This is a genomic window from Roseibium sp. LAB1 (assembly GCF_054658235.1).
In genome coordinates this window covers 367,044-394,043 of record NZ_BAAGIB010000002.1, presented here as the reverse complement: position 1 = coordinate 394,043, position 27,000 = coordinate 367,044, and the positions used below count along the sequence as shown (strand labels likewise).

Annotated in this window: 24 protein-coding genes; 16 read left to right on the top strand and 8 right to left on the bottom strand. The window is 58.6% G+C overall.

What is annotated here, in order from left to right; genetic code table 11:
- Nucleotides 1-14: 14 nt before the first annotated feature.
- The gene (locus tag ACYQ54_RS11790; RefSeq protein WP_460082410.1) at nucleotides 15-1,385 is read left to right on the top strand and encodes an FAD-binding oxidoreductase; all 1,371 of its coding nucleotides are present in this window, start codon (nucleotides 15-17) and stop codon (nucleotides 1,383-1,385) included.
- 327 nt (nucleotides 1,386-1,712) lie between these two features.
- Here the strand turns inward: ACYQ54_RS11790 and ACYQ54_RS11785 are convergent, their stop codons facing one another.
- The 4 genes from ACYQ54_RS11785 to ACYQ54_RS11770 form a co-directional block, all read right to left on the bottom strand.
- Nucleotides 1,713-2,864 (bottom strand): hypothetical protein, encoded by a 1,152-nt coding sequence (locus ACYQ54_RS11785; RefSeq protein WP_460082408.1) that lies wholly within the window; start codon nucleotides 2,862-2,864, stop codon nucleotides 1,713-1,715.
- 668 nt (nucleotides 2,865-3,532) lie between these two features.
- The gene (locus ACYQ54_RS11780; RefSeq protein WP_460084766.1) at nucleotides 3,533-3,787 is read right to left on the bottom strand and encodes a YdcH family protein; all 255 of its coding nucleotides are present in this window, start codon (nucleotides 3,785-3,787) and stop codon (nucleotides 3,533-3,535) included.
- A 165-nt stretch (nucleotides 3,788-3,952) separates the two neighbouring features.
- On the bottom strand, nucleotides 3,953-5,512 hold the full coding sequence (locus ACYQ54_RS11775; protein WP_460082405.1) for an EAL domain-containing protein: 1,560 nt from the start codon (nucleotides 5,510-5,512) through the stop codon (nucleotides 3,953-3,955).
- A gap of 241 nt (nucleotides 5,513-5,753) precedes the next feature.
- Nucleotides 5,754-6,995 carry a HupE/UreJ family protein gene (locus ACYQ54_RS11770; RefSeq protein ID WP_460082402.1) on the bottom strand — a complete coding sequence of 414 codons (1,242 nt, stop codon included), beginning with the start codon at nucleotides 6,993-6,995 and terminating at the stop codon, nucleotides 5,754-5,756.
- A 237-nt stretch (nucleotides 6,996-7,232) separates the two neighbouring features.
- On the opposite strand from ACYQ54_RS11770, the gene ACYQ54_RS11765 reads away from it, so the two are divergent.
- Nucleotides 7,233-7,607 carry a VOC family protein gene (locus ACYQ54_RS11765; protein ID WP_460082400.1) on the top strand — a complete coding sequence of 125 codons (375 nt, stop codon included), beginning with the start codon at nucleotides 7,233-7,235 and terminating at the stop codon, nucleotides 7,605-7,607.
- Nucleotides 7,608-7,649: 42 nt separating this feature from the next.
- The gene (locus ACYQ54_RS11760) at nucleotides 7,650-8,351 is read left to right on the top strand and encodes a helix-turn-helix transcriptional regulator (protein ID WP_460082399.1); all 702 of its coding nucleotides are present in this window, start codon (nucleotides 7,650-7,652) and stop codon (nucleotides 8,349-8,351) included.
- Here the strand turns inward: ACYQ54_RS11760 and ACYQ54_RS11755 are convergent.
- Nucleotides 8,330-9,442 (bottom strand): alpha/beta hydrolase family protein, encoded by a 1,113-nt coding sequence (locus ACYQ54_RS11755; protein WP_460082397.1) that lies wholly within the window; start codon nucleotides 9,440-9,442, stop codon nucleotides 8,330-8,332. The two genes, ACYQ54_RS11760 and ACYQ54_RS11755, sit on opposite strands and share 22 nt — an antisense overlap.
- Nucleotides 9,432-10,373 (bottom strand): sterol desaturase family protein, encoded by a 942-nt coding sequence (locus ACYQ54_RS11750; protein ID WP_460082395.1) that lies wholly within the window; start codon nucleotides 10,371-10,373, stop codon nucleotides 9,432-9,434. Before ACYQ54_RS11750 ends, ACYQ54_RS11755 begins: the two co-directional genes overlap by 11 nt.
- Before the next feature lie 144 nt (nucleotides 10,374-10,517).
- Here ACYQ54_RS11750 and ACYQ54_RS11745 point away from each other — a divergent pair, with 144 nt between their 5' ends.
- The gene (locus ACYQ54_RS11745) at nucleotides 10,518-11,123 is read left to right on the top strand and encodes a TetR/AcrR family transcriptional regulator (protein WP_460082392.1); all 606 of its coding nucleotides are present in this window, start codon (nucleotides 10,518-10,520) and stop codon (nucleotides 11,121-11,123) included.
- A gap of 168 nt (nucleotides 11,124-11,291) precedes the next feature.
- On the opposite strand, the gene ACYQ54_RS11740 is transcribed toward ACYQ54_RS11745, so the two are convergent.
- Entirely contained in the window at nucleotides 11,292-12,323 is a 1,032-nt protein-coding gene (locus ACYQ54_RS11740) for a LacI family DNA-binding transcriptional regulator (RefSeq protein ID WP_460082390.1), read from the bottom strand.
- Between the two features lie 83 nt (nucleotides 12,324-12,406).
- On the opposite strand from ACYQ54_RS11740, the gene ACYQ54_RS11735 reads away from it, so the two are divergent.
- Nucleotides 12,407-13,585, top strand: a complete 1,179-nt coding sequence (locus tag ACYQ54_RS11735; protein WP_460082388.1) for a phytanoyl-CoA dioxygenase family protein — start codon at nucleotides 12,407-12,409, stop codon at nucleotides 13,583-13,585.
- 8 nt (nucleotides 13,586-13,593) lie between these two features.
- Here the strand turns inward: ACYQ54_RS11735 and ACYQ54_RS11730 are convergent, their stop codons facing one another.
- Nucleotides 13,594-14,337 carry a DUF1194 domain-containing protein gene (locus ACYQ54_RS11730; protein ID WP_460082386.1) on the bottom strand — a complete coding sequence of 248 codons (744 nt, stop codon included), beginning with the start codon at nucleotides 14,335-14,337 and terminating at the stop codon, nucleotides 13,594-13,596.
- Between the two features lie 281 nt (nucleotides 14,338-14,618).
- Here ACYQ54_RS11730 and ACYQ54_RS11725 point away from each other — a divergent pair, with 281 nt between their 5' ends.
- The 11 genes from ACYQ54_RS11725 (at nucleotide 14,619) to ACYQ54_RS11675 (ending at nucleotide 27,000) form a co-directional block, all read left to right on the top strand.
- On the top strand, nucleotides 14,619-16,157 hold the full coding sequence (locus ACYQ54_RS11725; RefSeq protein WP_460082384.1) for a glycosyl hydrolase: 1,539 nt from the start codon (nucleotides 14,619-14,621) through the stop codon (nucleotides 16,155-16,157).
- Complete coding sequence (locus tag ACYQ54_RS11720; RefSeq protein WP_460082382.1) at nucleotides 16,154-16,903, top strand: HAD-IIB family hydrolase; 750 nt, start codon at nucleotides 16,154-16,156, stop codon at nucleotides 16,901-16,903. The genes ACYQ54_RS11725 and ACYQ54_RS11720 overlap by 4 nt, the downstream gene beginning before the upstream one ends.
- Nucleotides 16,904-17,017: 114 nt before the next feature.
- Complete coding sequence (locus tag ACYQ54_RS11715; protein WP_460082380.1) at nucleotides 17,018-18,313, top strand: glycosyltransferase; 1,296 nt, start codon at nucleotides 17,018-17,020, stop codon at nucleotides 18,311-18,313.
- 128 nt (nucleotides 18,314-18,441) lie between these two features.
- Complete coding sequence (locus ACYQ54_RS11710; protein WP_460082378.1) at nucleotides 18,442-18,696, top strand: PepSY domain-containing protein; 255 nt, start codon at nucleotides 18,442-18,444, stop codon at nucleotides 18,694-18,696.
- A gap of 79 nt (nucleotides 18,697-18,775) precedes the next feature.
- Nucleotides 18,776-19,444, top strand: coding sequence for a response regulator (locus ACYQ54_RS11705; RefSeq protein ID WP_022997835.1), 669 nt, complete (start codon nucleotides 18,776-18,778; stop codon nucleotides 19,442-19,444).
- Nucleotides 19,434-20,861: an ATP-binding protein gene (locus ACYQ54_RS11700; RefSeq protein ID WP_460082376.1), complete on the top strand. Its 1,428-nt coding sequence runs from the start codon at nucleotides 19,434-19,436 to the stop codon at nucleotides 20,859-20,861. The genes ACYQ54_RS11705 and ACYQ54_RS11700 overlap by 11 nt, the downstream gene beginning before the upstream one ends.
- Before the next feature lie 249 nt (nucleotides 20,862-21,110).
- Entirely contained in the window at nucleotides 21,111-21,548 is a 438-nt protein-coding gene (locus ACYQ54_RS11695; RefSeq protein WP_460082373.1) for an RT0821/Lpp0805 family surface protein, read from the top strand.
- Between the two features lie 152 nt (nucleotides 21,549-21,700).
- Nucleotides 21,701-23,176 carry a hypothetical protein gene (locus ACYQ54_RS11690; RefSeq protein ID WP_460082371.1) on the top strand — a complete coding sequence of 492 codons (1,476 nt, stop codon included), beginning with the start codon at nucleotides 21,701-21,703 and terminating at the stop codon, nucleotides 23,174-23,176.
- A 158-nt stretch (nucleotides 23,177-23,334) separates the two neighbouring features.
- Nucleotides 23,335-24,468: a c-type cytochrome biogenesis protein CcmI gene (ccmI, locus tag ACYQ54_RS11685; protein ID WP_460082370.1), complete on the top strand. Its 1,134-nt coding sequence runs from the start codon at nucleotides 23,335-23,337 to the stop codon at nucleotides 24,466-24,468.
- Between the two features lie 62 nt (nucleotides 24,469-24,530).
- Complete coding sequence (gene ccmE / locus ACYQ54_RS11680; RefSeq protein WP_460082368.1) at nucleotides 24,531-24,980, top strand: cytochrome c maturation protein CcmE; 450 nt, start codon at nucleotides 24,531-24,533, stop codon at nucleotides 24,978-24,980.
- Between the two features lie 34 nt (nucleotides 24,981-25,014).
- Nucleotides 25,015-27,000, top strand: coding sequence for a heme lyase CcmF/NrfE family subunit (locus ACYQ54_RS11675; protein WP_460082366.1), 1,986 nt, complete (start codon nucleotides 25,015-25,017; stop codon nucleotides 26,998-27,000).

Sequence of the window (27,000 nt, the reverse complement as noted above, 5' to 3'; positions counted from 1 at the left end):
TCAGGGAGGATAAAATGACTGCTACAACTGCAAGTGAACTGAGAGACTTGGTCAGGGGCGATGTAATTTGCCCCGAGGACAACGGGTACGAAGAGGCCCGTCGGGTCCACAACGGCATGATTGACAAGAAACCTGCGGTGATTGTTCGGGTTGCGAATGCCGGAGATGCCATGACCGTCGTGAATTTTGCGCGCGACAACGGCCTTGACCTGTCGGTCAGGGGCGGAGGCCACAGCGGCCCGGGATTTGGCACCAACAATGGCGGGATCGTACTGGATTTCTCGAAGATGCGCGGCGTTCGTGTTGATCCGAACGCGAAGACCGTGCGCGCTGAAGGCGGTACGACCTGGGGGGACTTCAACGCCGCAACCCATGCATATGGCCTTTCTACGACCGGCGGCGTGATCTCGACCACGGGGATAGCCGGACTGACACTCGGCGGCGGCATCGGGTACCTGTCACGCGGTCACGGCCTGTCGCTCGACAATCTGATTTCGGCGGATGTCGTGACTGCCGACGGTCATGTCGTCGTTGCCAGTGAAGACGAGAATGCGGACCTCTTTTGGGCGCTGCGTGGAGGTGGCGGCAATTTCGGTGTCTGCACCTCGCTGGAATACAAGTTGCAGCCCGTCGATATCGTCTACTGGGGACCGATGTTCTTCGAGATCGAGGAGGCTGAAAACATCCTCAAGTTCTACCGGGACTACATCAAGACAGCGCCAAGGGAAATGGGCTGCTTCCCGGCCTTCCAGATCGCACCGCCTTTGCCGTTCATCCCCGAGGACCGGCACGGCGACATGTTTATAGCAATAGTGGCATGCTGGTCGGGCGACCCCAATGAGGGAGAGCGCCAGTTCAAGGCCTTCCACGACGTCGCCGAGGTCAAGGCAGAGCATGTCGGACCCGTCCCCTATCCGGCGATCAACGCGGCATTCGACGGGCTGTTCCCGACCGGTATCCGCCAATACTGGAAGGGCAACTTCGTTAAGGAACTGACGGACGAGGCCATTGCCGCGCATGTCCAACACGGGCCAAATGCGCCGACGGTTAGCTCGACGATGCACCTCTATCCGATCAACGGCGCCTGCCAGGACGTGGCCGGTGACGCAACCGCCTTCGGACACCGGGACGCGAACTTCTCGATGGTGGTGCTCGCCGCATCTGACGACCCGGCCAACGACGACGCGCACACCAGATGGGTGCGTGACTATTCGGATGCCGTATCGCCCTTTTCCGAACCGGGGGGCTACATCAACTTTATGGACGAAGACGACAGCGGACGGGTGCGCGACAACTACGGCGACAACTACGAGCGCTTGGTCAAGATCAAGCGGCAGTACGATCCCGACAACCTGTTCCGGGTCAACCAGAACATCGCGCCCTAGGCGCGCGGCAGAATAATTGGAACTCCGCCGCTTCCGTTGTTCCGAATGCGAAACCGGAGGCGGCAAGATCTATAATACGATCTTCGCGTCATCTGCTTTGGGCTCCAAGCGGACTTGCGGTAGCGCAGCGGCCCAAGCGTGGTTGCCCCCAGGCACGTCGTCATGCCCGGCCCTGAGCAGACACAGGTGCTCAGCACGGCGATGGTCCGTTTCGAGCCCGAACTGATTAATGCTGCAATGCGCATAACTGGGTGGGCGTCGCCCGACGATTACGTAAATCAACCAAAGACCCAAAATCGAAAAGGCAACCTCACCGTACGCTTACATTCAGTACTCCTTCCATCCCATCGCTACAGGTTCAGAAATTCGTGACGGTCCCATTGGGCTGTAAACCTGGACAACAAAACTATCCAGCTCTGGCACGAAATACGGGTGGTTGGGGAACGGCGCAGAGATTTGGGTTCCACGCCTTTTGTAAACAAATTCACTTGAGACACTTCCCCTTCGAATATTCGCTGCATCGATTTGGAAGTTTGCGAATCTCTGTTTTTGGTGACCAGGGCTTATGCAGCCAAAATATCCGCTTAAGTTAAGATCAAAATAGGCGCCAGAATCCGTATATATTATAGGATGAATTTCGTTATAGCTTTTGAACCTACCATAGCGCTCATGATCTCTCGGCGTAGGTTCATCAATACGCCCATAGCTCAAAGAGCCATTTGTGTATTTGATCTTCGACTTAAATTCTTTCGTGAGATAGCCGTAGGGTAGTTTGTGAGCCAATTGGTCTTTTGGAAGACTGTCTACCCATCTGGATAACCGTGGAACCTTTATCCAATCCGATCTAGGTATTATCCAGACCGCATAACAACTGATCGTCGTCGGACCGTATTCCTGATCTCCGAAACGGGACACATAGATCTTTGTCTTGTTTCTATATTCCCGATCATCAAGCGAAACGAATGGCGTTAGATCGGGACTAACCTTTAGCGCCCTTTTTTCTGAAGCTATAAAGTCTGCCTTAGTTGCGGGAATCGGATCATCTAATTTGATGAACTTTATATGACTGCCGATGCCTTTAAGAGCATTCGGACTGGTATAGAATTCTATTTTATTGAACGTTTCCGAATTATCCGTCCAAATAATTGCCGGCTTTTCGTCATCCTTAAAGGGGCGATACTCAGGTATGTCACTATGGCTACCGAGTTTTATGATGCACCCAAAGGGAACATACATATAGATCGCAGATTTGCTGCCTGGAATTTTCGCTCCAATTATTGGAGGCGTCGTTGCGTAATCGTAGACCTTGTTAAATTGCCCATCGATGCGGCTTGATCTAAGGCATTTGATAACACGTTCGATTTTAACGACCTTGCCGCCTACTTCCACATATGCTTTGACCAGATAGTATTTACTTTCATATGTGCACCCCAATAGCGAAGCTAAAATTAGAAGGCAAACGAGCAACTTAAGCCGCATCAAACATCACCCCTACCGGTAAATACGAAGATATTATCTCCAGTGGCGGTAAACATGCGATTGCAAAAGCGCTGACTGACAACCATGAACAACATTCGGTCAATGGTACGAAATTCCCGCAATTCCGACCTCTGTGCAAGCCGCAGCGAACGCCGGCTTCCCGCCCGAGTTTCGATTAGAGGGCGCTGCGTCAAAGGTCTCGGATGCGCTCCTTTCCAGACTTCCGCCGCACTTCGCGCCAATGTCCGTATCGCCATTCAGCTCGCCGAAGATGTCGATTGTCTTCGACTATTCCTGTCGGGCTATTGCGCATATGGATGATGTTTTGGGGGCAGCCAGCATGTCGGGTATTGCTGGTTCGGGATAACACAAGCCTCACACAGGCTTGCCTTGTAAGTGTTTGGGGGAAGACCCACATCGTAGGGTGAACGATGAGGGTCGTTCCTCCCCAGACTGGCGCCGGGCTTTTTACGAAGAGCTGCGGCGCCTTCTTTTTTCAACTCTTTGTGGGTATGCTGCCCGTGTCGGCGGCAGGGTCGCCGCGACCGGAAATATGGTCCACTGCGCTCCTGGAGGGCAAGGACTTTGTCCTGGAGAGCTGCAAGTGGTGGCCCGCGCCGTCGGACGGGGACGGCGCGGGCTTTAACACCGGCCTGAAAAGGAGGGGCTCAGGACACGGTGTTAGCCGTTGACGCCAAAATGGCAGCAATCTGGTCTTTCAGATTAAGTCTCTTCTTTTTCAGGTCTTCCAGAACGTCGTCTGACGCCGGTTCCACATCCGTCTCGATGCGGTGCACTTCGCGATTGACGGTGTGATATTCGTCCGCCAGCCGCGCAAAATGTGCATCGTTTGTTTTCAATGCATGCAAAGTGTCTGCGGCTTCCGGAAATTCTTCATGTAACTCGTGTGGCACGTGGCTCATTCTTGCCTCCTTGTAAGAACCACAAGGTGCCGCCAACCCGTTCCAATCACCTTGAGACAGATCAATCGCCATCGAAAATGCATGGGAGTTTCGGTGCCGGGCCATTGCTCTTGGCAGCATGCGGCCGGAAGCCTGCAGAACCGGGCGTTCGCGTCGTGGCCTGTGTCAGCCTCTGACAGGCTTGAGTTTCGCCAGCCGGCCGCTCGTCGGCATCTTTTCCTTCAGCGTCTGTTCCAGAAGGTAAAGGGAGAAGTCGCGAATGGGCATCGGTTTGGCAAAGAAATAGCCCTGCGCATAGTCCACATTGCGGTTTCGAAGGGACGCGAGCTGTTCCATGGTTTCGACACCCTCGGCGCAGACCTTCATGCCATGTGCCGCGGCGATGCCGAGAATCGCCTGGACGAAGGCGCCGCGGGCGGAATCGGTGGTGCTGCCGAGATCGTCGACGAACATCTTGTCGATCTTTACCAGATCTGGATTGAGCGCCTTGATCTGGGCGAGGTTGGAATAACCCGTTCCGAAATCGTCGATGGCAATAAGGCAACCGATACTGCGCAGATATTCCAGCGACTTGGCAATGCTGGTGCCGGACCTGATCCCCGTCTCAAGGATCTCGCAGCAAAGGGAAAGACCGGCTTCGGTCGCCATTGCAAAGACAGGCGACTGGATAACGGACTGGATCTGTTCGTCTTCGAGATCCGCCTGGAAGAAATTGACGGAAACCTTGAAGCCCGGCCGCCCCGCTAGAAGCGGTTTCAGGTCACGCAGCGCCTTGGCGATGATGATCTCGGTAAATTCCCAGGTCAGGTTTTCCTGCTGGATGATATTCACGAACTCATCCGGAAACAGTTTGCCCTGCGCATCCTCGAACCTGGCCAGAACTTCGCAGCCTTCGCATTTCATCGTGTCAAGGGACAGGATGGGCTGGTAGTGCGGCTCGAACCCTTTGCCACCATTCTCGATTGCATGACGGATCCGCCCTGCCGGGCTGTTGCGGTCACGTACGACCCGTTTCACCTTCAGGAAAACGAGCGCGCCGGTGATAACGCCGAACACCGCGAATATCGCGAGCAGTCCGATGTTTTGCCGGGCGATCCGTTTGGCGGTGATCATGGTCAGATAACACAGCCTGACGTCCCCTTCACCACAGGCCTGGGCGTAGACATTGCCAAACATCGGACCGTAGTTGTCTCGGTATTGGCTCAGAAGACCGGCGTTTCCGTTGGCATGAAACAAAACGGTATAGGGGTCTTTTGCGCTCGACACGTAAAACATGTCGTCGGCCGCCGTCGCCAGGTTCCCGGTCTGGTAGAAGGAGACCCCGTAGTGGCCTTTCTTGATCACTGTCACGGTGTCAACGTTATCGGCCTTGTCGAAAGGCACCCTGTACCAGGTCTGACGGCCATCGCGGAACAATTGCGCCTTCTTGGGGGGGCCGAAATCGTGGGCAGGCTCGAAACGGCCGAAACTCGAAGAGCAGGCGGCTTTCGTATCTTCTTCCGGGAAGAACCAGATGTTGGTGATGTGGTTGTCGTTGTAGACGAGCGTGTTCAGCGTCTTCAGGTGAGCATCGCTGCAAGCGTTTTCAGAAAGTTTTTCCAGTGTCCCGTAGAGCTTGTTGCCGCGCTCAATATTGGACTGCCAGACGGCGAGAAGATCTGAGGTCTGCTTCTGAAGTTCGCTCTGGCCGTCATAGGCGACGCCAGCCCAGGCTATTAGCAACATGATGGCAAACGTCGCCAGGCCTGCAAGAGAGCCTTTTAATAGTGGGCGGGTATTGGGCGAAGTACCGTGACGTGCCATTTCAGTGCCAGTTATTATTGCGCCCAAAATGCCCGCTGGGGATTAAGAACAAGTCAATTGTTAGAATTAACGGCGTTTAACCTTGCAGATCGTCCCGTTTTCCCTGAGTTTTGCATTGTTTTCGCCAGAAACAGCCTCGAATTGCCGGCTTGGCTTTCACGCCTTACGCGGAGGCGAGTACGCCGGGCAAGCGCTCGACCACCCACCAGGCGGACAGGATGGCAATTCCCGTCAACGCCCCGAGCCGCACCGGTTTCAGGGCCGGTTCTGCAGCCTTGTGCAAGGCGAGGACGACTGAAAGTGTCACCGCCAGAATGATCAACTGGCCGAGTTCAATGCCGATATTGAATGCCAGCAGCGCGGGTATGAGACCGGGCGCATCACGGCCGAGAATGCCTGAGAGAACGAAGGAAAAGCCGAGGCCGTGCAAAAGGCCGATGCCGGCGAAGACCAGCACCGAACCCGACTTGCGGACCATGGCGGCTATGGCCGCATAAAGAACGGAAGCGGCAATGGCTGTCTCCACCAGCGGGATGAACCATGGCCAGGAGGGTGTCGCCCCCAGGAAAGTTGCAATCAGCGTGACCGAGTGACCAAGCGTGAAGGCCGTAACGAGGTAGATCAACCTGCGCGTAGCCCCGACACCCAGTGCCAGGGCAATCACCAGAAAGACGTGATCGAGCCCCTCCAGAATGTGCAGGGTTCCCTGGTGGATGAAGTGCAGGAATGTGCTGATGCGCGATCCTTCGAAGGTTGCTGGATCTTCAAGCTGTCCCGGGGCGGTGGTCGAGACCGGTGGGTTTATGCGGGCGTCGATCAGGTGGTTGTCGATTGCAATGCCCGGCCCCGGTATCAGAGGCGAGTATCCGGACCACACGCGTAGCAGCCCGCTCGGATCGCTGCTCTCAAGCCGGAGTGCGTAGTCAAAGACCGCCCTGCCGAAGAGGGGATCTTCTTTCGGGACAGCTTCGTTCAACGCGGTCCGGGCGGTGGCGGCAGTGTCGATGTCCTTGTCGGGCCGACTGGCATGGACCGTAAATCCGGTGATCTGGACAGACAGTTCCAGGCCCGCCTGGGAAAAGACGAGCGCATTTCGCAGCCTGTCTTCGAAGGCCGGACGGTCATTTGCGATCGCGTCAAGATCGACCCGGTATCTGTCTCCGTCAGGGTTCCGGTCCAGGCGCAGAAAGCGGGAGACCAGCGGAACCTGCTCGACTTGCGACCGTCCGACCAGATCCGAAAACACAAGGGGGGCGGGCACGCGTACATAAACCGTCAGAGCCCCGTTCTCCCGAACGACCAGAAGTGTGCGCACCTTGGTGCCTTCCGAAAAATGCGCCTGGGCAGACGTGAGCGTTGTCAGAAGGAACGCAATGCCAACCAGGATCATATGCCAGCGTTTCATAGTTCCCCTTCTGGCTGTAGCGTCGGGATGCATACGTCCGGTTCATGCTAGTCTAGCCGCGTTGCCGTGTTGGCGGCAAATTGTCATCAGCCTTGTTGTCGAGATCTGCCTGGAGACGAAATTTGCGGGCGTTTACTTACCCTTGCGTTATTTATGCTCCTTGGTCTCTCCTGACAGAATGGTGTCAGGAGCGGTTTGATAAGGTGATCCTCATCACAGCGCATGAGGAGACTTTCCATGACTTTTGTACCCGATCACTTCACCGTCTGGATGGAGATTCCCGTCTCCGATCTGGACAAGGCGGTCAGCTTTTATAATGACGTTTTCAAAACGGAGCTTAGACGTGTCGTCGACATGGGACCAAATGAGATTGCAATCTTTCCCTCGAAAGAGCAGGGCGGGATTGCCGGTCACCTTTATCCGGGGAAACCCGCGCAGAACGGTAGCGGGCCAACCATTCATCTCGTCTGCCCGGACACGCTCGAGGAAACGATGGAGCGCTTTGCCGCCAACGGTGGAGAGATCATCTCCGATCCGGCGGCGATCCCGGCAGGCCGGTTTGCTTATGGCATTGATCCGGACGGCAATTCCATCGGCTTATTTGCACACTGAGGCACAACAATCAGGATGCTGGCTGCTAAGGGAGCCAGCATCATGAGGCGCGCCGACCGTCTGTTCCAGATCGTGCAATATCTGCGCGGTGGCCGGCTCGTGCGGGCGCGTCAGTTGTCCGAATGGCTGGAAGTATCCGAACGCACCATCTATCGCGACGTGGCCGACTTGCAGGCCTCCGGTGTCCCGATCGAGGGCGCCGCCGGTGTCGGTTACATCATGCGCGATGGCTATGAATTGCCACCACTCATGTTCACCCGGGACGAAATCGTTGCTCTTCTGGCCGGTGCGCGCCTGATCCGTGCCTGGGGCGGGGCCGCCATGGCCCGGGCTGCCGAAGAGGCCATGATCAAGATCGACGCCGTCCTGCCTGAAAAGATGCGGGTGCGTCAGAACGAGGTCGAGATCCACGCATTCGCTCCGGAGATGACACCGCAGATCCGGGCACATATCGATTTTCTGGAAGCTGCAGCAGATGGCCGCAAGCGCCTGGACGTTGCCTATTGCGACAGCAAGGGCGACCCTACCAACCGTGCGATCCGGCCTCTCGGGCTCTGGTTCTGGGGCAAGGTCTGGACGCTCGTTGCCTGGTGCGAATTGCGTCAGGACTTCCGCATGTTCCGTCTGGACAGGATATCGGAGATGCGGGAAACGGGAGACCGTTTCGATCCTGAGCCCGGTAAAACACTGAAGGATTTTTACCGGACCATGGAAGAGGAAAACTACCGCAATCCCGGACGCTGATTGCCCGGCCGCGGAAAAAGGCTCCTGTTTCCGCGGTTCGCAGGCACCTTCACAATCGCATCAAGCCATGTCGCGATCGCCTCCAATGCGATTGGATCAATAGTAGTCGCTATACGGATATATTCGTCGATACGCCCCGTTCGCGTTGGTTGAAACAGGTGGTTGAGACCAGGCAGTGTCCTGACATCCGAGAGCGGGTGGGTGAGGGCCTTGCGCATGATTGGTACATTCTCGCTGGCGGAAACTTGCAAGTCGTGTTCACCGAAAAGCGCCAGCACCGGGACGGATAGGCCAGCAAGCTGTTTAAGCGGATCGTGCCGCGCATGGGCGGCAGCCCATGGTGTCGCCCAGACCGCAAGGTTTTGCCTGACCTGGGAACCGCTCGCCCCCGAGTTTCTCAAGGCAGTCGTGATGAGCCGGTGCAAGTCTGCCGGTGTTGCCGAATTCAACAGGGCAGCGCTGATGTCGTTCACTGCCTGCATCTGCCTGGCAATGACGTCGTCCGGCAGTCCTTCCGCACGGCCGATATCCTGAACCTGTGTGCGCATGACGTCGGGAACAAGCGGCAGGGCAGGGCCTGCAAGATAAACGTGAAAAGCGGCGGGTTCGATTTGCTGCGCGATCGGCGCGAGATAGCCACCTTCCGAATGGCCGATATATCCGGCCTTTGCGGAAAGGACACGCGGATGAGACTTCACATAGGCAAGCGCGGCGGCCGCGTCGCTGGCCAGATCCTGAGGGGTTGCCGTCGCAAAGTCTCCAGTGCTTCTGCCGACGCCGCGGTCGTCGTAACGCAGGACAGCATACCCGGATTTCGTCAGGTGATCGGAAAGCACAAGAAAGGGTTTGTGACCCGCAATTTCTTCATTCTTGTCCTGCGGACCGGAGCCGGTGATGAGAACCACCGCTGGAACATGTCCGGCCCCTTTGGGCAAGGTCAGTTCTGCGTCCAGTATGGCGGTGCCGGACGCTGTTCTGATGCGGACCGTTTCAATGGTGTAGTCACGGACCTTCGGGTCCTGTGGCCGGTCGCTCAGTCCGAAGACTGCGAGATAGCCGGCAAACGTTGCAAGAAGCAGATCAACGTTCATCGCGGTGTTCCTCTTGCAAGGATTCTTCAAGGGACGACGCCTGGATCTCAGGTCGGGCCATGGGAGGTTGCAGATCGCCTTCCGGTTTCCAGCCGGGTGGTTTCAAGAACGTCTTCAAGGCCAGGGCGAAGGAAGGTGCATTTAGCGCGTCCCGGCCAAGGCGATAGAAGTCTCGAAAGTTGATGGTGATCGGGTTGGATGTGTCCAGGGGATCGGTGATCCCATAGACAACCTTGGCACGTTCTGGCGTGTAGGTGCAGAACAGGCGGTCCCAGACAATCAGAATGCCGCCGTAATTCTTGTCGAGATACTCAGGGTTGCTGCCGTGGTGCACACGGTGATGAGAGGGCGTATTCAGGATGCCCTCAAGCCAGCCGAGCCGCCGGACCTTTTCGGTATGTATCCAGGACTGATAGGCAACCACGACGGCAAGGCCGCCGATCACCTGGACCGGATCGAAGCCGACAATCACCATGGGAATGAAAAACATCCATTCGAACAGCGCTTCGGTCCAGGCCAGCCGAAGTGCCGTCGTGAAGTTGAACTCCGGTGAGGAATGATGAACGCTGTGATAGGTCCAAAACAGCCGCACCCGGTGCTCGCAGCGATGCATCCAGTAGTACGTTAGATCTGCTGCCACGACCGCAAGCAACCAGGTCCAGCCGTTCATGGGCAGGTCCCACAGCGCAAACGGTTCTGCAAGGAAAACGGCAACCACGATGATCAGCCCGTATGCGCTCCGTTCCAACAGACCGTAGACAAGTCCGATAACCAGATTTGCGCCGGTTTCAGATAGCGAGTGACGGTAGCCGGCAAACCGGTCCCAGACGGTTTCGGAAGCCAGGACGAGAAGAAAGGCCAGCGTCAGAATTTCAATGCCGTTGAAGAGGCCGGTTGCCTCCTGAAGGCGAGTTTCCAGATCAGAATACATGACACCTCACAAAAAAACGAACGTTCGTTCGTTATTTGGGTGTGCGGCCCAGCATTGCAAGATGGCAACGAACCTGAAAAGAACAGGGCGGAAGAAGAAGTCGGGCTACGGTCTTTCTTCGCAGCGCCTCACAGGAGATCCCCGATGGCCGAGTCCAGGCCTCAATCGACCACCCGTCTGGAAAAATCCGCCAAGCGCCGGCAGATGATCGTTGAAACGGCTGCGAGCCTTTTCATCGAAAAAGGGTTTCATCAGACCGGCATGCGTGACATTGCCGGTAAGGCGGGGATCAGCCTCAGCAATCTCTACAATCATTTCAAGGGCAAGCACGAGATCATCGCAGCCATCTCGGAACTGGAGACGGCGGAGCTCGATCCCTTGCTGACACACCTTGAAGACGTATCTCGAAATCGCATGGAGAGATTGCTGCAATTTGCAGCGGAATATTTCGACCTCTGTTCGTCGCCGGCGCATGCCGCCCTGAGTGCGGAAATCGTTGCCGAAGTTTTCAGAAATCCTGAAATCGGCAGCCTGTTCGAGCAAACCCGGATCCGGCTTGTTCAAGCGGTCGCCAACTGCCTGCCGACCTCCGAGGAAAACCTTGCCACGTTGGCTGAACTGGTTATCGGACTGATCGAATGCGCTGGCCAGAACGCAGTCTCCAGGGATGTTTCGGCCAGAAAACAGCTCAAGCTATCGATGTTGGCGTTTGTCGAACGCGCGGTCGGTGCGAAGCCGATACAAGGTTGATCAACCGCTAGCGATGCCCCGTCGGCAGGTTTCGTCTGACGACGGTGAAAGTAGCTCCTGTTGCTGGCGATTTTGCCCGAACCGGATGGCTCAGCCGCAAGCAGCCGGAGAACTTGCGGCTTCCCTGCGAAACAGCAGACTGGGGCCGAGGAAATCAGCCCTGCCAGGTCAGTCCGGTTCATTGAACCTGGACGGAATGTTCAAGGGCGTCACCACCTGAACATCACTCGTTTTGGTGGAGGGAGATGTCCCGATGCCATGATAGGCCAAAAGGTGCCGGAAGGCCGTCTGCATGTCGGACAGCAGGTCGTGATGGAGCACCAGGGTCAGACGTTCCTGACGGAGAAGATCGAGATTGTCCTTGTCCAGGTCGTGCGCCACATAGACGCTTGGCATCTGATCGGCTTCGGACAATGCCTGCAGGATGGCCCTGTTGCCGCCTCCCATGGAATAGACCCCGGAAATTGGCGGTGACGCGACCAGCTTTTCCGTGACTTCACGCCTCGTCTCGGGATTGAGGCCACCGCCGCCGCTGGCATCCACCAGCCCGCATTCCGGGCGAAGACGCCCCAGTTCCTGTCGGAAGCCTTCGTAGCGTTCCTCCTCGCCCTGAAAGGCATGCTGGCTGAGCGTGGTCAACACGGTGCCGCCGGCAGGCAGAAGCTTGTGCATGAGATAGGCAGCCGTTTTGCCAGCACTGCGATTATCCAGTCCGACGTAGGCAAGACGTTCGGAACCGGGAATGTCGGTAAAGACAGTCACGACGGGAATACGGCGCTCCGCCAGCCCTGCAATTGCCTGCCGGACCTCATCCGTATCACGCACCTTGAGGCAGACACCCTGACTGCCACGCTTTTCTATCCGTTGCAAAATAGCGCTGAATTCGGGTGACGACATGGTTTCGATGAAAGTGAACCTGGGACGGATCGAGGTCGGGCGCAGGTCGGTCAGCACGGTTTCGCAGGCATGGCGCACTTCGCGGCTGAACCTGTTCGGCGCTTCCATAACCACATCAAAGAAAAGCCGCCGGCCCCTGGCGGCCAATTGTCCTACCTGCTGCTCCAGTTCGATTATCGCATCTTCCACCCTGCGACGGGTCTGAGGGCTGACATGCGCTCGCCCGTTCAGCACGCGGTCAACCGTGGCGGTGCCGAGACCTGCCTGAAGCGCGATTTCCTTGATCGGGAAGCGGTGGGTCATTTGATGGATTCTTGATGGAAATTTGCAGTCCGATCAAGACACATCTTGATAGCATTGCGGGCAACGAAACCTGGGAGGGGATCATGGACAAACGTGTCGAGCATCAAGCCTATTTCAACGCTGCCAGCTGCGATATCGAGGACTTCAGGAAACTTGTGTCGCAAAAACTGGACGTCGGTGCCGTGCCAAATGCCTACAGGGTGGTTGCCGGCATTCCCGTCTACCGGGTCGCCGATCTGGAAACTGTCCTCGCAGGGCGTGAAAGCCGCAGCCGGCTGATGGCCGAGTGGGCACAGGTACTGCAGCAGCACTCGGGTGTGCTGGTGTTGGAAGAAGCGTACAAGGACGTCAACCCGATAGACCGGGCAACGGAAGTCTATAATAGGATCATTGCCGAGGAAAAAGCCGCGTCGGGTGGTGGCGCCGATCATTTCGCGGCTGCCGGTGCCAACGACAGGATCTGGAATTCGCTGCAGAAACTCTGCCTGGAAGCTCCGGATGTGTTTGCGGACTATTTTGCCAATCCTGCCATCGATGCCGTCTGTGAGGCCTGGCTCGGGCCGAATTACCAGATGACGGCGCAGGTCAATCTCGTACGTCCAGGCGGCAAGGCGCAACAGGCGCACCGGGATTATCACCTCGGCTTCCAGTCCTCCGAGGACTGCGCGCGCTATCCGGCCCATGTCCACGACCTGTCACAGGTCATGACCCTGCAGGGAGCCGTTGCCCATACCGACATGCCAATAGAAAGCGGGCCGACGAAGCTGTTGCCGTTTTCACAGCACTATCGACCGGGCTATGCCGCCTACCGGTTGGAAGCATTCAAGGACTTTTTCGAAGAGAACTACGTGCAGATCCCCTTGCGCAAGGGTGATGCGGTGTTCTTCAATCCGGCGTTGTTCCACGCCGCCGGCGAGAACTCCAGCGCAGATATTCAGCGCATGGCGAACCTGCTTCAGGTATCTTCCGCGTTTGGCCGTGCCATGGAAAGCGTTGACCGGGATGCCATGTGCCGGGCGCTCTATCCGGTGCTTCTGGAGAAAACCGAACAGGCAACGATGGCTGGTGCCCGGTTGGAAGCGGCGGTCTCTGCCTGTGCGGAGGGATATTCCTTCCCGACCAATCTGGACCGGGATCCACCTCTGGGCGGACTGGCGCCTGAGACGCAGAAGCAGCTTTTCCTGAGGGCCTTGCGGGAGAAAATGCCGGAAACGGAATTTGGTGAGGCCATTTCAGCCCGGGCGGAGCGCCGCCGGGCGTGAAATGAACGTCAGCGCAGGGACGCGTAACCGCTGCCGAATATTTCCCGCAGCAGTTTGCGCTTCATTGCTTCCGCGTAGTCGTCGTAATTTGCGGCGACCTCGACAAAGGCACCCGGCCCCTTGATGACCTGGCTCCGGTAATAGCGAATCGGTGTCTCGTCATCACCGGAAATCACCAGGCCGTTGACGGTGATGTCTTGGAAGTCGAACGCCCTGTAAGCGCTTTCGGGGCCGAAACCCTCATTGTTGATACCGTCGCCAGCGACATCGATGACCTTTCGAACACAAGGTACAGGTGCCTTTTGCATCAGGGTCGCCGCATGGCCAAGTGCGTAACCGAGCGCGGTTGGAAACTCCGTGTAGCCTCTCGGCGAGCGGCGCAGGATCTCCGCCGCACTGGCGGCGCTTGCGGCATCAAAAAGATTGCTCCACCTGAGCTGGAGCAGTTGCTGGTGGCGGCCGCTCCATTCGAAACTTGTGACCCAGATCCCGCCAACCGCCTCGATTGCCTGGACAACCTCGGGATCGCTCAACGCGTCCGCCAGACCGTTGAGCTGCAACGTGTGTTCGCGCGCATCGACACTTGCCGATCCGTCCATGGCCAGAACCAGGGAAAGGGAACAGGCCGAGGCATGGGCAGGCAAAAGCACCAATGGCAGCAAGGCGCAAAGACGGCAGACCAGGCGCAAGGCCTTGCGCGCAGCGTTCGGTTCGCGGCGGAGGTCCCGAAGTGAGGTCGAATGGCGGCCCATCATGGTGTCATTCTAGAGGATACTGCCCTGAAGGGAATGCGAATATGACCCGTAATCTTGTCTGGTGCGATCATATTGTAGGCATTTGGCGGAGTGCACGGGATCTCGCGAATGGCTGCGATCTGGTCGCTTCCGCGTCAACTTTGAGCCGGTGTCGGGCAAGCCGGCTGTGACCAAAGGGCATGGCGGACGGGACGTCTTGCTCCGACCGGTCATGTTGCACTGCAAATTTTTTGGCTTAGGCACTTGATCCTGTTGAAACATCTGGGCAGGGTTAGGACATGTATGCATCCCATGGATTTCTGCGGTCGGACATTGGCGACGTCGATGTTGTCTATCACGACGGCATCTATCATCTGTTCCATCTGGTGCTGCCCAATCACGACTTCATCGCGCATGCCGTCAGCACCGACGGCATGACCTGGCGCCGCGTCAAGAACGCGCTGTTTGTCGGTGAGCCCGGGGAATGGGACGATGACATGCTCTGGACGATGCATGTGACGCCCGATCCTGACCGGAAGGGCGAATGGCGCATGTTCTATACCGGCCTTGCCAGGGCGGAATATGGCCGGGTGCAACGGGTCGGGCTGGCGCGATCAAAGGATCTCTATACCTGGGAACGCTGCAATCACGGCAACTATCCCCTGCAGGTGCCGGGACCGCTCTATGAAAGCACTGTTGACGAAGGTCGCCAGTGGGTCAGTTTCCGCGATCCGTTCTTCTATATCGACGAAGACACGGGCGAGCGCCTGCTGCTGGCTTCCGCGAGGGTGAAGGACGGTCCGGTGATCCGGCGCGGCTGCGTGGGGCTTGCGCGGGAAGCCAGGCCGGACAAGTTCACGTTCGAAGCTCCGCTTTATCGTCCCGGCCTGTATGACGACGTCGAAGTACCAAACCTGTTTCGTCTCGACGGTCGCTATTACCTGATGGGGTCCATACGCGAAGATACCAAGATTCACTATTGGTATTCCGAGACGATCGATGGCCCTTACCAGAACTTCTTCGACAACGTGATCCTGCCCACCGGCAACTATGCCGGCCGGATCTGCCGGACTGATGACCGCTTGCTGCTGTTCAATTTCTTTTCCAAGACCGAGCACGTCTACGGCCGGGAGGTCGTGAAGAAGTTGCTGCCGCCGCCCAAGGAGCTGGTGACCGACAGTGCCGGCCGGCTCAAGCTGAAATCGAATTCCGACTTCACGGATTTGGTCACGCAACGCCAGATCGTGACCGCGTCCTACCAGTGCAAGGTTCTTTATTCCAATCCGCATGCTTCGGCCGTCGATCGGCCGGACGGGCTGCATCTGTCCTGCAAGAGCGGCTATGAAGCCTTCATCCTGCCCGGCAAGCACGAGGACTTCCGCCTGAGGGCACAGCTTATGCTGGAGGGGCTGGGCAAAACCGGCCTTGTTCTCAGGATGAACGACGAGGGAGATGGCTATTATCTCTCTCTGGATCTCGTCAATGGCATCGCCCAGATGCGCGCCTGGGGAGCAAACCCGACACCGGAATTCGAGCATGCCTTCCGCTACGATCCGCTTCAGGAAGCTCATTTTCGCGGCAGCGATCACGGCCCGTGGCAGATCGAAGTTGTGGCACACGGCCTATATTTCGAGTTCTCGATCGACGGGTATGTCGTGCTCTCGCTGGTTGACGACAGTTTTGTCGAGGGCGGTATCGGCTTCTATACCGAAAGCGCTGCCGTCTGCCTGAGGGACCTGGTTGTCGAGACGTTGAGCCGTCCGGTGACGGAGGATCTGGTCGAACCTGTCTATGCGGTTACGCACAGGGCGCCTGATCAGGAAGGGGAGGGCCGGTGACCGGGCACGCGGGCAACAGTGACACCTGGCTGCTGGTCAGCGACATCGACGACACCCTGACCGGCAACCAGCCCGATCTGGATCGGCTGTGGCAGCAGTTGAAAAAGGCTCGGCCGGCGTTGAAACTGGCGCTCAACTCCAGCCGCCCGGCCGCCAGTGTCGACCAGACACTTGCAGATTACTTCCCCGAAGACTTTGAACCGGACGCAATCATCACCGGTTTGGGAACCGAAATCCGTCTGGGCCGTTTGTATCTGGAAAGCTGGCAGAGCCGGTTTATCGACTGGCCTGACGAGGAGGTTCGCGAAATCGTCCGGAAATTGGGGTATGATGCGCACGACGACGAGTTCCAGACGGGCGGCAAGGCGAGTTTTGCCGTTCCGGGACAAGGCGGTGTGGACGCCATTCTTGCCGAACTCCGGAACGCGGGCATTCCGTTCGGGCATATCTATTCAGGGACAAGCGACCTGGACATTCTCGCCCCCGGTGCTGGCAAGGACGCTGCCATGCGCCATCTGGCAAGCCATCTTGGCATTCCGATGGAACGGACGATTGCAGCCGGGGATTCCGGCAACGACCTTGCCCTGTTCGAAGCCGCAGGCAAGGCCATTGCAGTCGGCAATGCCCGCCAGGAACTTCTCTTGGCCCTGCCGCGTCACAAGACCTATCTGGCTGCCGCCCATCATGCGGCCGGCGTGCTGGAAGGGTTGACGGTTTTGGGCCTTCTGCCGCAATCGGCAGTGTGATCCGGTCCTTGAAGGACCGCTGCCTGCCGCAACGCCGGCCGGCCGATGAGCAAAAAGAGCAAAAGAACGCCTGGGAAGATGGAGACCAAAAGCACACGAACAAGGTAACAACACATGAACAAGCAAAATATCGGTTCGCTTCTGATGATCTCGTTGCACGGTTACGTGGCCGGATCGCCGGAACTGGGCAAGCCGGATACGGGCGGCCAGGTGGTCTTCGTACTGGAACTGGCAAAACGCTTCGCGCGGCTCGGCTACAGGGTCGATGTCATGACGCGCCAGTTCGAAGACCAGCCGGCCGAGGATATCATCAACGAAAACCTGCGAGTCGTGCGCGTGCCCTTCGGCGGATCCGAGTTCATCCGCAAGGAAGACATGCACGACTGGTACGGTGATTTCGTCACCAATGCGCTGGCGATGATCCGCCATCGCAAGCTGCAATACGACGTGATCAACTCGCACTATTGGGACGCGGGTGTCGCGGGCCAGAAGATCGCCGAGGAACTTCAGATCCCGCACATTCACACGCCGCATTCGCTCGGCTGGTGGAAAGAGCACGACATGGAGGGGGCCGGCGAGGAAGAGATGACCGGATACCGCTTCAAGGAGCGGATCCAGAAGGAATTCGTTCTTTATCGCAATTGTGACCACATCATCGCCACCACCGAGCAGCAGACCGACCTGATCGTCGAGCAATACCAGTTGCCGCGTGAGCACATCACCATGATCCCGCCGGGCATCGACGAAGGCAGGTTTACGCCTGCAACCCCTGACGTGGTTGCGGATGCGCGCCGGAAGCATGATTTCCGGGAAACCGATATTTATGTTGTCGGTCGGGCGGCGGAAAACAAAGGCTACGACCTCATTATCGAAGCCTTGCCGAGCCTCCTGAAGCTGCAGCCTGACGCGCGGTTGGTGCTTGCCGCCGGTGCGAACTCCGATAGCGACAAGGCGCTGCTTGCGCAGTGGAAAGAGATCGCCGCATCCCTGGGTGTGGCCGACGCCATCAGCTGGCGCGGCTATGTCGCGGACGAGGATCTTGCCGATTTCTACCGTGGACCGGGCATATTCGCGCTGCCGTCCCGCTATGAGCCCTTCGGCATGACCGCTGTTGAGGCGATGGCCTGCGGCACGCCGACGGTGGTGACCATTCACGGCGGCCTGTTCGAGCAGATCGAATTCGGACGTCACGCGCTGGTCGCCGATCCCAAGCGGCCGGAGGAATTCGCGGCCATGCTGAACATGCCGATGCAATACACCTGGATGCGCGAGACACTTTGTGTGGAAGGCGCCCGGTTCGCCCGCCGGGTGTTCGGCTGGACAGGGATCGCACGGCGTACGTTGCAGGTGTTCGAGCAGTTCAAAGGGCGTTACGACGATCTGCAGGCCGACGAAGTGGCGCTGGGCTGACGCGGTACCGGAAAGATGTCGGCGAGCAAGGGGATTCTGTAGAAATCCAAACAACCGGTTCAGCTTGCGTTCAGGTGAAATTGATTACACCTTGCGCATGACTTCGTGAGCAGACCGGAATCGAACACGTGAAACAGATATTAGCCCTTTTGATCCTGACCTTCGCCGTCATCGCGCCGGCGCAAGCCGCTTGCTTGTCCCAGTCGCAAGCCCGCGAAGCCGTGGCCAGCGGCAAGGCCGCCCCGCTTGGTGCGGTTGCGGGGCAGGCCGGCGGCGAAATCGTCAAGGCCCAGCTTTGCCAGCAGGGTGGAGGCTATGTCTATCTGTTGTCGGTCCTAAAGGGTGGCAAGGTGACAACTGTCACAGTCAATGCCAACAGGTAATTGATAGAAGCGACATCTTCCTGCCGGGTTTCGGCTGGTTGATCTGGTTCCGGATCCTTTATTCAAAAAGTTGAATTTCATGCGCATTCTTGTTGTCGAAGACGATACCGATCTGAACCGCCAGCTGGTGGCCGCCCTGGAAGAGGCCGGCTATGTGGTCGACAGTGCGACAGATGGCGAGGACGGACATTTTCTCGGCGATACCGAGCCGTATGACGCGGTGGTCCTGGATCTCGGCCTGCCATCTCTCGATGGTCTGTCCGTTCTTGAGAACTGGCGCCGTGACGGGCGGACCATGCCGGTCCTTATCCTGACCGCACGTGATCGCTGGTCAGACAAGGTGGCGGGCATCGACGCCGGTGCGGATGATTACGTCGCAAAGCCTTTCCACATGGAAGAAGTGCTGGCCCGCGTGCGCGCGCTTGTGCGCCGGGCCGCCGGTCACGCCTCCAACGAACTCACTTGCGGTGCGGTGCGGCTGGATCTCAGGTCCGGCCGGGTGACCGTGGATGGCAGTGCGGTCAAGCTGACGTCGCATGAATACCGCCTGCTGTCCTACCTGCTTCATCACCAGGGCAAGGTGATTTCCCGCACCGAACTGACCGAACATCTCTACGATCAGGATTTCGACCGTGATTCCAACACGGTGGAAGTGTTTGTCGGCCGTTTGCGCAAGAAGATCGGTTCGGACATGATCGAAACCATCCGAGGGCTCGGATATCGCCTGGGAGCGGCGAGTGACACCTGATACTGCTGCCAACCGGGAAGCCAGGCCCTTGAACCGGCCCCAGCGTTCGCTTTCCGCGCGTCTGGTGTTCGTGGCAGCGGTCTGGTCCACCATTGCGCTTGCCATCGCCGGGGTCTTTCTGGTCAGCCTCTATGAAAGAGCGAGCGAGCGGGCGTTCGATGCGCAGCTTGAGGTTCATATCAAGGCGTTGATTGCCGAAATGCTGGCAACGAATGCCGACGCCAATGCGGACCAGGCAACAGCGGTCCTGACCGCGCCGACCTATCGTGGTGATCCGCGTTTTTCCCTGCCCCTGTCAGGCTGGTACTGGACGGTCCGCCGTGCTGACAGCCCGTCGATCCTTTACGCGTCGGAGTCCCTTGTCGGTGATCCACTGAACACACCGCCAATCGGGCAGGACGATGCCAATGCCGGGTTTATCGTCGGTCCGACAGGTGACGAAATCCGCGTGCTGCAACAAAGAATCACGGTCGGAGATGCTGCCTATGTAATTGCTGTCGGGGCTGCAACGGCTGGGTTCTGGGCGGATATCTTCGAATTCGGGCGGCTGGTTGCCATCACCCTGTGCATTGTCGGGCTCGGGCTTATTCTGGCAATATTCCTGCAGGTGAAATTCGGCTTGCGGCCGCTTGCGCGTTTGCGCGCGTCACTCTCGGCAGTCCGGCAGGGGGAGGCCGAACGCATCGATGAAGCGCTGCCGCGCGAAATCGCGCCACTGGCCGTGGAGCTGAACGCGCTGATTGTGTCGAACAAGGAAATCGTCGAGCGGGCACGAACCCATGTCGGTAACCTTGCCCACGGACTGAAGACACCCTTGTCGGTCATTTCCAACGAGGCGAGGGCATCCGGCGGTCCTCTGGCGGACAAGGTGTCCGAACAGGCAATGATCATGTCGACCCAGATCCAGCATCATCTGGAGAGGGCCCGCATGGCGGCGCAGCGGCGGGTCATCGGGGTCTCCTGCGAAACCGAGCCGGTCCTTGCCCGTTTGATCCGCGCCATGGGGAAAATCTATCAGGACAAGGGTGTCGATGTCGGGTTTTCGCAGGCCGGGGCTATCCGCTTCCGCGGAGAAAGCCAGGACCTTGAAGAGATGAGCGGCAATCTGATCGACAATGCCTGCAAATGGGCAGGTTCCAAGGTTCGCGTGCAGGTGGCGCCCCTGAACGACCCGGCCACGAACCGTGAGATGTTCACAATCACGGTCGAGGATGACGGTCCGGGATTGACGCCGGAACAGCGGGCCGAAGCCATCAAACGGGGGCGGCGACTGGATGAAACCGTGCCCGGTACGGGGCTTGGCCTGTCGATCGTGGCCGATCTCGCCGCCCTTTACGGCGGTACCTTCGACCTCGACAGCTCACCCCTCGGAGGATTGAAGGCACGCCTGGTTCTGCCGGCGCTCAGCAAGGAATAGGGGATTTACATCAGGATCGATAAGACCCGCCTTGCGGGACTGTGATAGGATGTGATGCAAATCGCGGAAATAAAGACATGGTTGTGGCCAAGTTCGGCCACAAATTGAAAATAACACTGATTCACCGACCGGTTTCCGCCGGTTTCACGCCCTCTAGCGCATATCGAGTTGCGTTAGCCTTTGAAAATGGTCAGCAAACGGATTTTAACCGCTTCTGGTTGAATCCCGCAGAACTTGGAGCTTTCAAGAATGCGTCTTCGCGGTGCCTCGTGTCTTGCTCTTGCTATGGTTCTGGCAGGCTGCTCCATGACGTCAGGGTCGAGAGACAGCAACACTTGGGGGTCCTTTTTCGGTGACCCGAATGCGAATGTCGCCGGTTCGGAAGCGAATACGGCCATATCCGTGCTGGTGAACAACGAATTCGGCAATGCGCTTGAACCGTCTGATCGCAGGGCGGCGGAAGATGCGCAGAACCGGGCGTTGCGCGCGCGCGGCCTTGGGGTTTCGGTTGCCTGGCAGAACGAGCGCACTGGCCGCAGCGGTCAGGTCCGTCCCGGCCCGGTCTATTTCGTCAACGAAACCAGCTGCCGGGAATTCACCCACGAGATGGTGCTTCAGGGGCGAACCCTGCAGGCGCGCGGCACGGCTTGCGAAACCGATCAGGGTAGCTGGCAGGTGATTGGCTGATCCGGCAATCGTCGGAAACCGGCTCTGCCGTGTGCGGCGTCCAGGCTGCGCAGTCCCAAGTGCTTTAAATTCCCTATGGTTTTTCTCAACACTTGCTTAAGTCTTCTACAGTTAAACTTGCGTTGAAACGGATCGCGATGTTGACGCTGTGAATGGCATATTCGGACCAGCTTGAAACCAAAATCAAAACCTATCTGAGAAGTCTGAGCCCCAAGGCGGTTGAGGCTCTGGTCAGGAATTTGGAACGGGCCAAGGTTCAAAAGCTCGCCGATCCGCATATCCAGCTTGTACTTGCCGCAGCCGTGGCCCTCATACGCAAACCGCAGCCGGTTACACCGGGCATGCCGGGCGGCGCGCAGCGGCGCGGCCAGATACAGCGTATGTTCTTCACACCGCTGGATGATTTTCTGATCAACGAAATGCTGCCGACCCGGCAGGAAGGCCGAATCCAACGCGGTATTCTCGAACGGGTCTGGAACTGGCTCAGCCGGGATGTCATGACCGCGGATATCCGCCTCGTGCTGGAGCAGGCCGGAAATGCTGCCGTCAGCGGTGAGCGGGTGGATGCGCTGGTTCAGGCGTTGCGCTCACGTGCGGTTGACGCCATCGGAGATATGCTCCGCCGCGCGGAGATTTCGGAAAAAGACAAGCGCCTGATGGCCGTCGAACTTGGTGGCGAGCGCGGGATCGCGGAAGTTCGCGACATCCAGAAGATCTTCGCAGCGGAGCGCTGGCTGGTTCCCTTCCTGCAGAACATACCCGATCGCATCAACGAACACCGTCTGAAACAGGACACGGATGTTCTGCGGCTGGTCGACAAATGCACCGCACGCTTTCCAGATCATGTTCCGGTGATCGCAGCCGCTCTCGTGGACCGGTCGGACATGCCGTCGGCATTGTGTGCCTTTGCAGGACGACTGGCGGGCGACAGCGATCCCAAAGCCATTGCCCAATCCCAGTTCGCGCCATTCGTGGACGTGGTGATGAGCGAGGCCGAGCGCCTACAGATCCTGGCGCTCGAACACCGCAACAACAATCCGGACCCTGTCGCCTTCTCGCAGGCTCTGTCGGAGTATCACACGCTCGTACGCGGTGTTGAGCGTGACATGGATCTTTCGGTAACGGGCAGGTGGCACAAGCGCCTGGCGGAGACCAAACGCAGCATTTCCAGCGTTGTCACTCGCGAATTGAACAGTGCCCACAGCAGCGTGCGCCGGGCTCTGCAGGTGCCGAAATTCGACAAGAGCGGCAAACTGCAGATCGATCAGAGTGCGATAGACGATGCCGTTCGTTCGCTGCGCGTCGTCGCGATGGTGCGGAATGCATCCGAAACTTTCGCCGTCAATGAAATCGGCAAGCGCACCCGCCAGGCTGTGGAGCAGACCCTTGAGATCCTGACACGGTCGCTGATCACCGACCTGGGCAAGGCCAAGGGCCCGGCACTGGAGGCGCAGGCCGCTGCTGCTGACGTCGCCGTCATGCTGTCGGAAATCTATTTCGGCGAGGACTATGCCTCCCAATTGCGCCGTAGCCGGCAATCCGCCTTTGCAAAGGCGAGCAAGAACGATGGTGTCGCCAGCCCCAGCCCGGAGCGCAAACTGGTGGCCAATGCTCTCGGCCGTCGCTGATCGGCCATCCGTCAAGTAGCTGCATTCCCAGGTCCGGCAATCGCGCTTGAACCGTTATTCGCGGGCCCATCATCATCACTGAATTGTTTGCGCCGCGACCGCCGGTCACAGTCCAGCCACCTTGCTTTTGTTCGCATTGAATTGTCTATAGTGCGGCCATGGTGTTCTGGATCCTGATTGCCCTGTTGACCGGGGCTGCCACATTGTCGGTACTTGTTCCCCTGTCGCGCACGCGGCGGCGCAAGGAGGCTGCGTCTTCAAGCGCGGACGAAGCGGTGTACCGCGAGCAGCTTGCCGCGATCGAAACGGAACTCGAGCGTGGACTGATCGATATCGAAGCTGCTGACGCTGCGCGAACGGAAATCGCGCGCCGGTTGCTTGCTGCGCATGACAGGGATGACACCGCGAAACAGGACGCGCCACAAAGTGGACGACTGAAGCTGGCGCAAGGGCTTGCCCTGCTGGTACTGCCGGTCGCAGCATTCGGACTCTACTTCGTTCTGGGCTCTCCCGATCTCCCCGACCAGCCCTTGCTGAGCCGTCTCACTGCGCCGGCGGAAGAACAATCCGTCGACTTGCTGGTAGCCCGTGTCGAGCGGCATCTGGCGGAAAATCCGGAAGACGGACAAGGTTGGGCGGTCATTGCTCCGGTCTATCTGTCCCTCGGCCAGCCGCAAGCCTCTGCGAAGGCCTATTCCAACGCGATTCGGATCCTCGGACCAAGGCAGACCTGGCTGACCGACATGGGCGAAGCCCTGACGATCGCAAACCAGGGGTTGGTGACCGCCGATGCCCGCGCTGCATTTGAACAAGCTGTTGCACTGGAGCCGGGTGCGGTGAAGCCGCGTTTCTTTCTGGCCCTCGCGCTTGGCCAGGAAGGTCGCAACGACGACGCGATTGCCGCCTGGCAGGCTCTCCTTGAAGGCGCCGACGAGACAGCCGCCTGGGTTGGAGCCGCCCGCCAGGAAATGGCCAGGCTGACCGGCGAAACACCTGCTGCTAACACCTTGCGCGGACCTTCGCAGGAAGAGGTCGCAGCCGCAGGTGAAATGAACGCGGATGACCGTCAGGCCATGATCTCGAATATGGTTGCCGGGCTTGCCGAGCGTCTTTCGACCGAAGGCGGATCGGTGGAGGAGTGGAACCGGCTGATCCGCGCCTATATGGTTCTGGGAAAGAAACAGGATGCGGAAAAGGCTCTCGCGGAAGCTCTGTCGGCCTATGCCGACAAGCCGGAAGACTTGTCCATGATCAAGGACGCTGCCAGTCAGCTTGGTCTATCTGACGGTTGAGCGGCGAACTTGCCGCAAGCGGCGCGGTTGCGCCGGAGAATTGAAAATCGGACGCTTCGCTGATGACACGCAAACAAAGACGATTGACCCTTATAGGAGCGGCAGGCGCGGTACTGGCCGTTGCCCTGACACTGATTCTCATCGCACTGAGAAGTGAGATCGTGTTTTTCCAGAGCCCGACCGAGATTACCCAGAATGGGGTAGCACCCGGTCAGCGTATCAGGCTGGGCGGGCTGGTCGAGGAGGGCTCGGTCGTGCGCTCGGACAATGCCGAAGTCCGCTTCCGTGTGACCGACACTGCCAATACCGTTGCCGTTACCTACAAGGGCATCCTGCCGGACCTCTTTCGGGAAGGGCAGGGCGTGGTGACCGAAGGTGTCGTGGGGGCGGATGGGGTCTTCGTTGCAGACAGTGTGCTGGCCAAGCACGACGAGAACTACATTCCCAAGGAAGTGGCCGAAGCGCTGAAGGCGCAGGGACACTGGCAGGGTGAAGAAGGCACTCCGAACTGATTTTTCGGTGTGCCGGTGAGGAAGAGGAACGGACATGATCGTCGAATTCGGACATTACGCGCTGGTGCTGGCCTTTGCCCTGACACTTGTCCAATCCGTTCTGCCGGTCTGGGGTGCGCTCAAGAAGGATGAGCGTCTGATGGCGGTGGCACCGCCAGTCTCGGTGATGCTCTTTCTCCTGGTCCTTCTGTCCTTTGCGGTGCTGACGGGCGCCTATCTCAATTCCGATTTCTCGGTGCTGAACGTTGTCGAGAACAGCCATTCGGCAAAACCCTTGATCTACAAGTTCACGGGCGTCTGGGGAAACCACGAAGGCTCGATGCTTCTGTGGGTGCTGATCCTGGTGTTCTTCGGGGCTCTGGTCGGCCTCTTCGGTGGCAATCTGCCGGCTGATCTGAGGGCGGTGACGCTGTCGGTCCAGGGCTGGGTGTCCGCCGGTTTCATCCTGTTTCTGCTGGCAACGTCCAACCCCTTCGCGCGGATCGCCAATCCGCCGCTTGAAGGGGCAGACCTCAATCCGATCCTGCAGGATATCGGCCTCGCCATTCATCCGCCCCTGCTTTACATCGGGTACGTCGGCTTCTCGATCACGTTCTCCTTTGCCGTTGCCGCCTTGATCCTCGGGCGCATCGACGCGGCCTGGGCTCGCTGGGTGCGGCCCTGGACGCTGCTTGCCTGGTGTTTCCTCACGCTCGGCATCGCCATGGGCTCCTACTGGGCCTACTACGAACTGGGCTGGGGCGGCTGGTGGTTCTGGGATCCGGTCGAAAACGCCAGCTTCATGCCCTGGCTGGCAGGAACTGCGCTGTTGCACTCGGCAATCGTCATGGAAAAGCGCGAGGCGCTCAAGGTCTGGACGGTGCTGCTGGCAATATTCACCTTCTCGCTGTCGCTTCTCGGCACCTTCCTGGTGCGTTCCGGCGTCCTGACTTCGGTTCATGCCTTTGCCACCGATCCGGCTCGCGGGGTGTTCATTCTGGGGCTTCTGTGCGTCTTCATTGGCGGATCGCTGACCTTGTATGCCTGGCGGGCACCGATGCTGAAGCAGGGTGGCCTCTTCGCCCCCATCAGCCGGGAAGGCGGACTGGTGCTGAACAACCTGTTCCTGACTGCAGCCTGTGCAGCGGTCTTTGTCGGCACGCTCTATCCGCTGGTGCTGGATGCAGTCACGGGCGAGAAGATTTCAGTCGGTGCACCGTTCTTCAACCTGACGTTCGGTCCCCTGATGGTGCCGCTGCTCCTGGCAGTGCCCTTCGGTCCGATCCTGTCGTGGAAGCGGGCTGATCTTGGTGCCGCCTGCCAGCGGCTTTATGCGGCTTTCGGTCTTGCCCTGTTGCTGACGCTGGTCTGCTACTGGGCCTGGGGCATGGACAAGGTGCTGGCGCCGCTTGGCGTTGGGCTGGCGGTCTGGGTCATGGCGGGTGCGATTTCCGAAATCGTGACCCGTGTCAAATTCTTTGAAATAGGCTTCAAGCGTGGCTTTGCCCGTCTTGTCGGTCTACCGGGATCTGCCTGGGGAACGGCCACCGCACATTTCGGCATCGGCCTTACTGTGCTCGGCATTGTCACGGCTTCCGCATTTCAGGAAGAACGTGTGCTGACCATGCGTCCAGGCGACGTGGTCGAGCTTGCCGGATACCAGATGACATTCGAAGGCGCCGCGCCGCGCCGCGGTCCCAACTACACTGAAGAAGTCGGTCACTTCTCCATCCGTCAGGGTGGAACCCTGGTGGCTGAGCTAGACCCCTCCAAGCGCATTTATACGGCGCGCCAGATGCCAACAACGGAAGCCGGCATCTACACCGCGGGGGTTTCGCAGCTCTATCTGTCGCTCGGCGAAGGGCGTGGCGACGGAGCGGTCGATGTGCGGGTCTATTTCAAGCCGCTGATCACCCTGATCTGGATCGGCTGTGTGATCATGTCCCTCGGTGCGGTGTTCTCCATCGCCGACAGGCGGCTGCGCGTGGGGGCCCCGAAACCGGCGCGCAAGCGTCAGCAGACCGTGGCGGCGGCGGAGTGA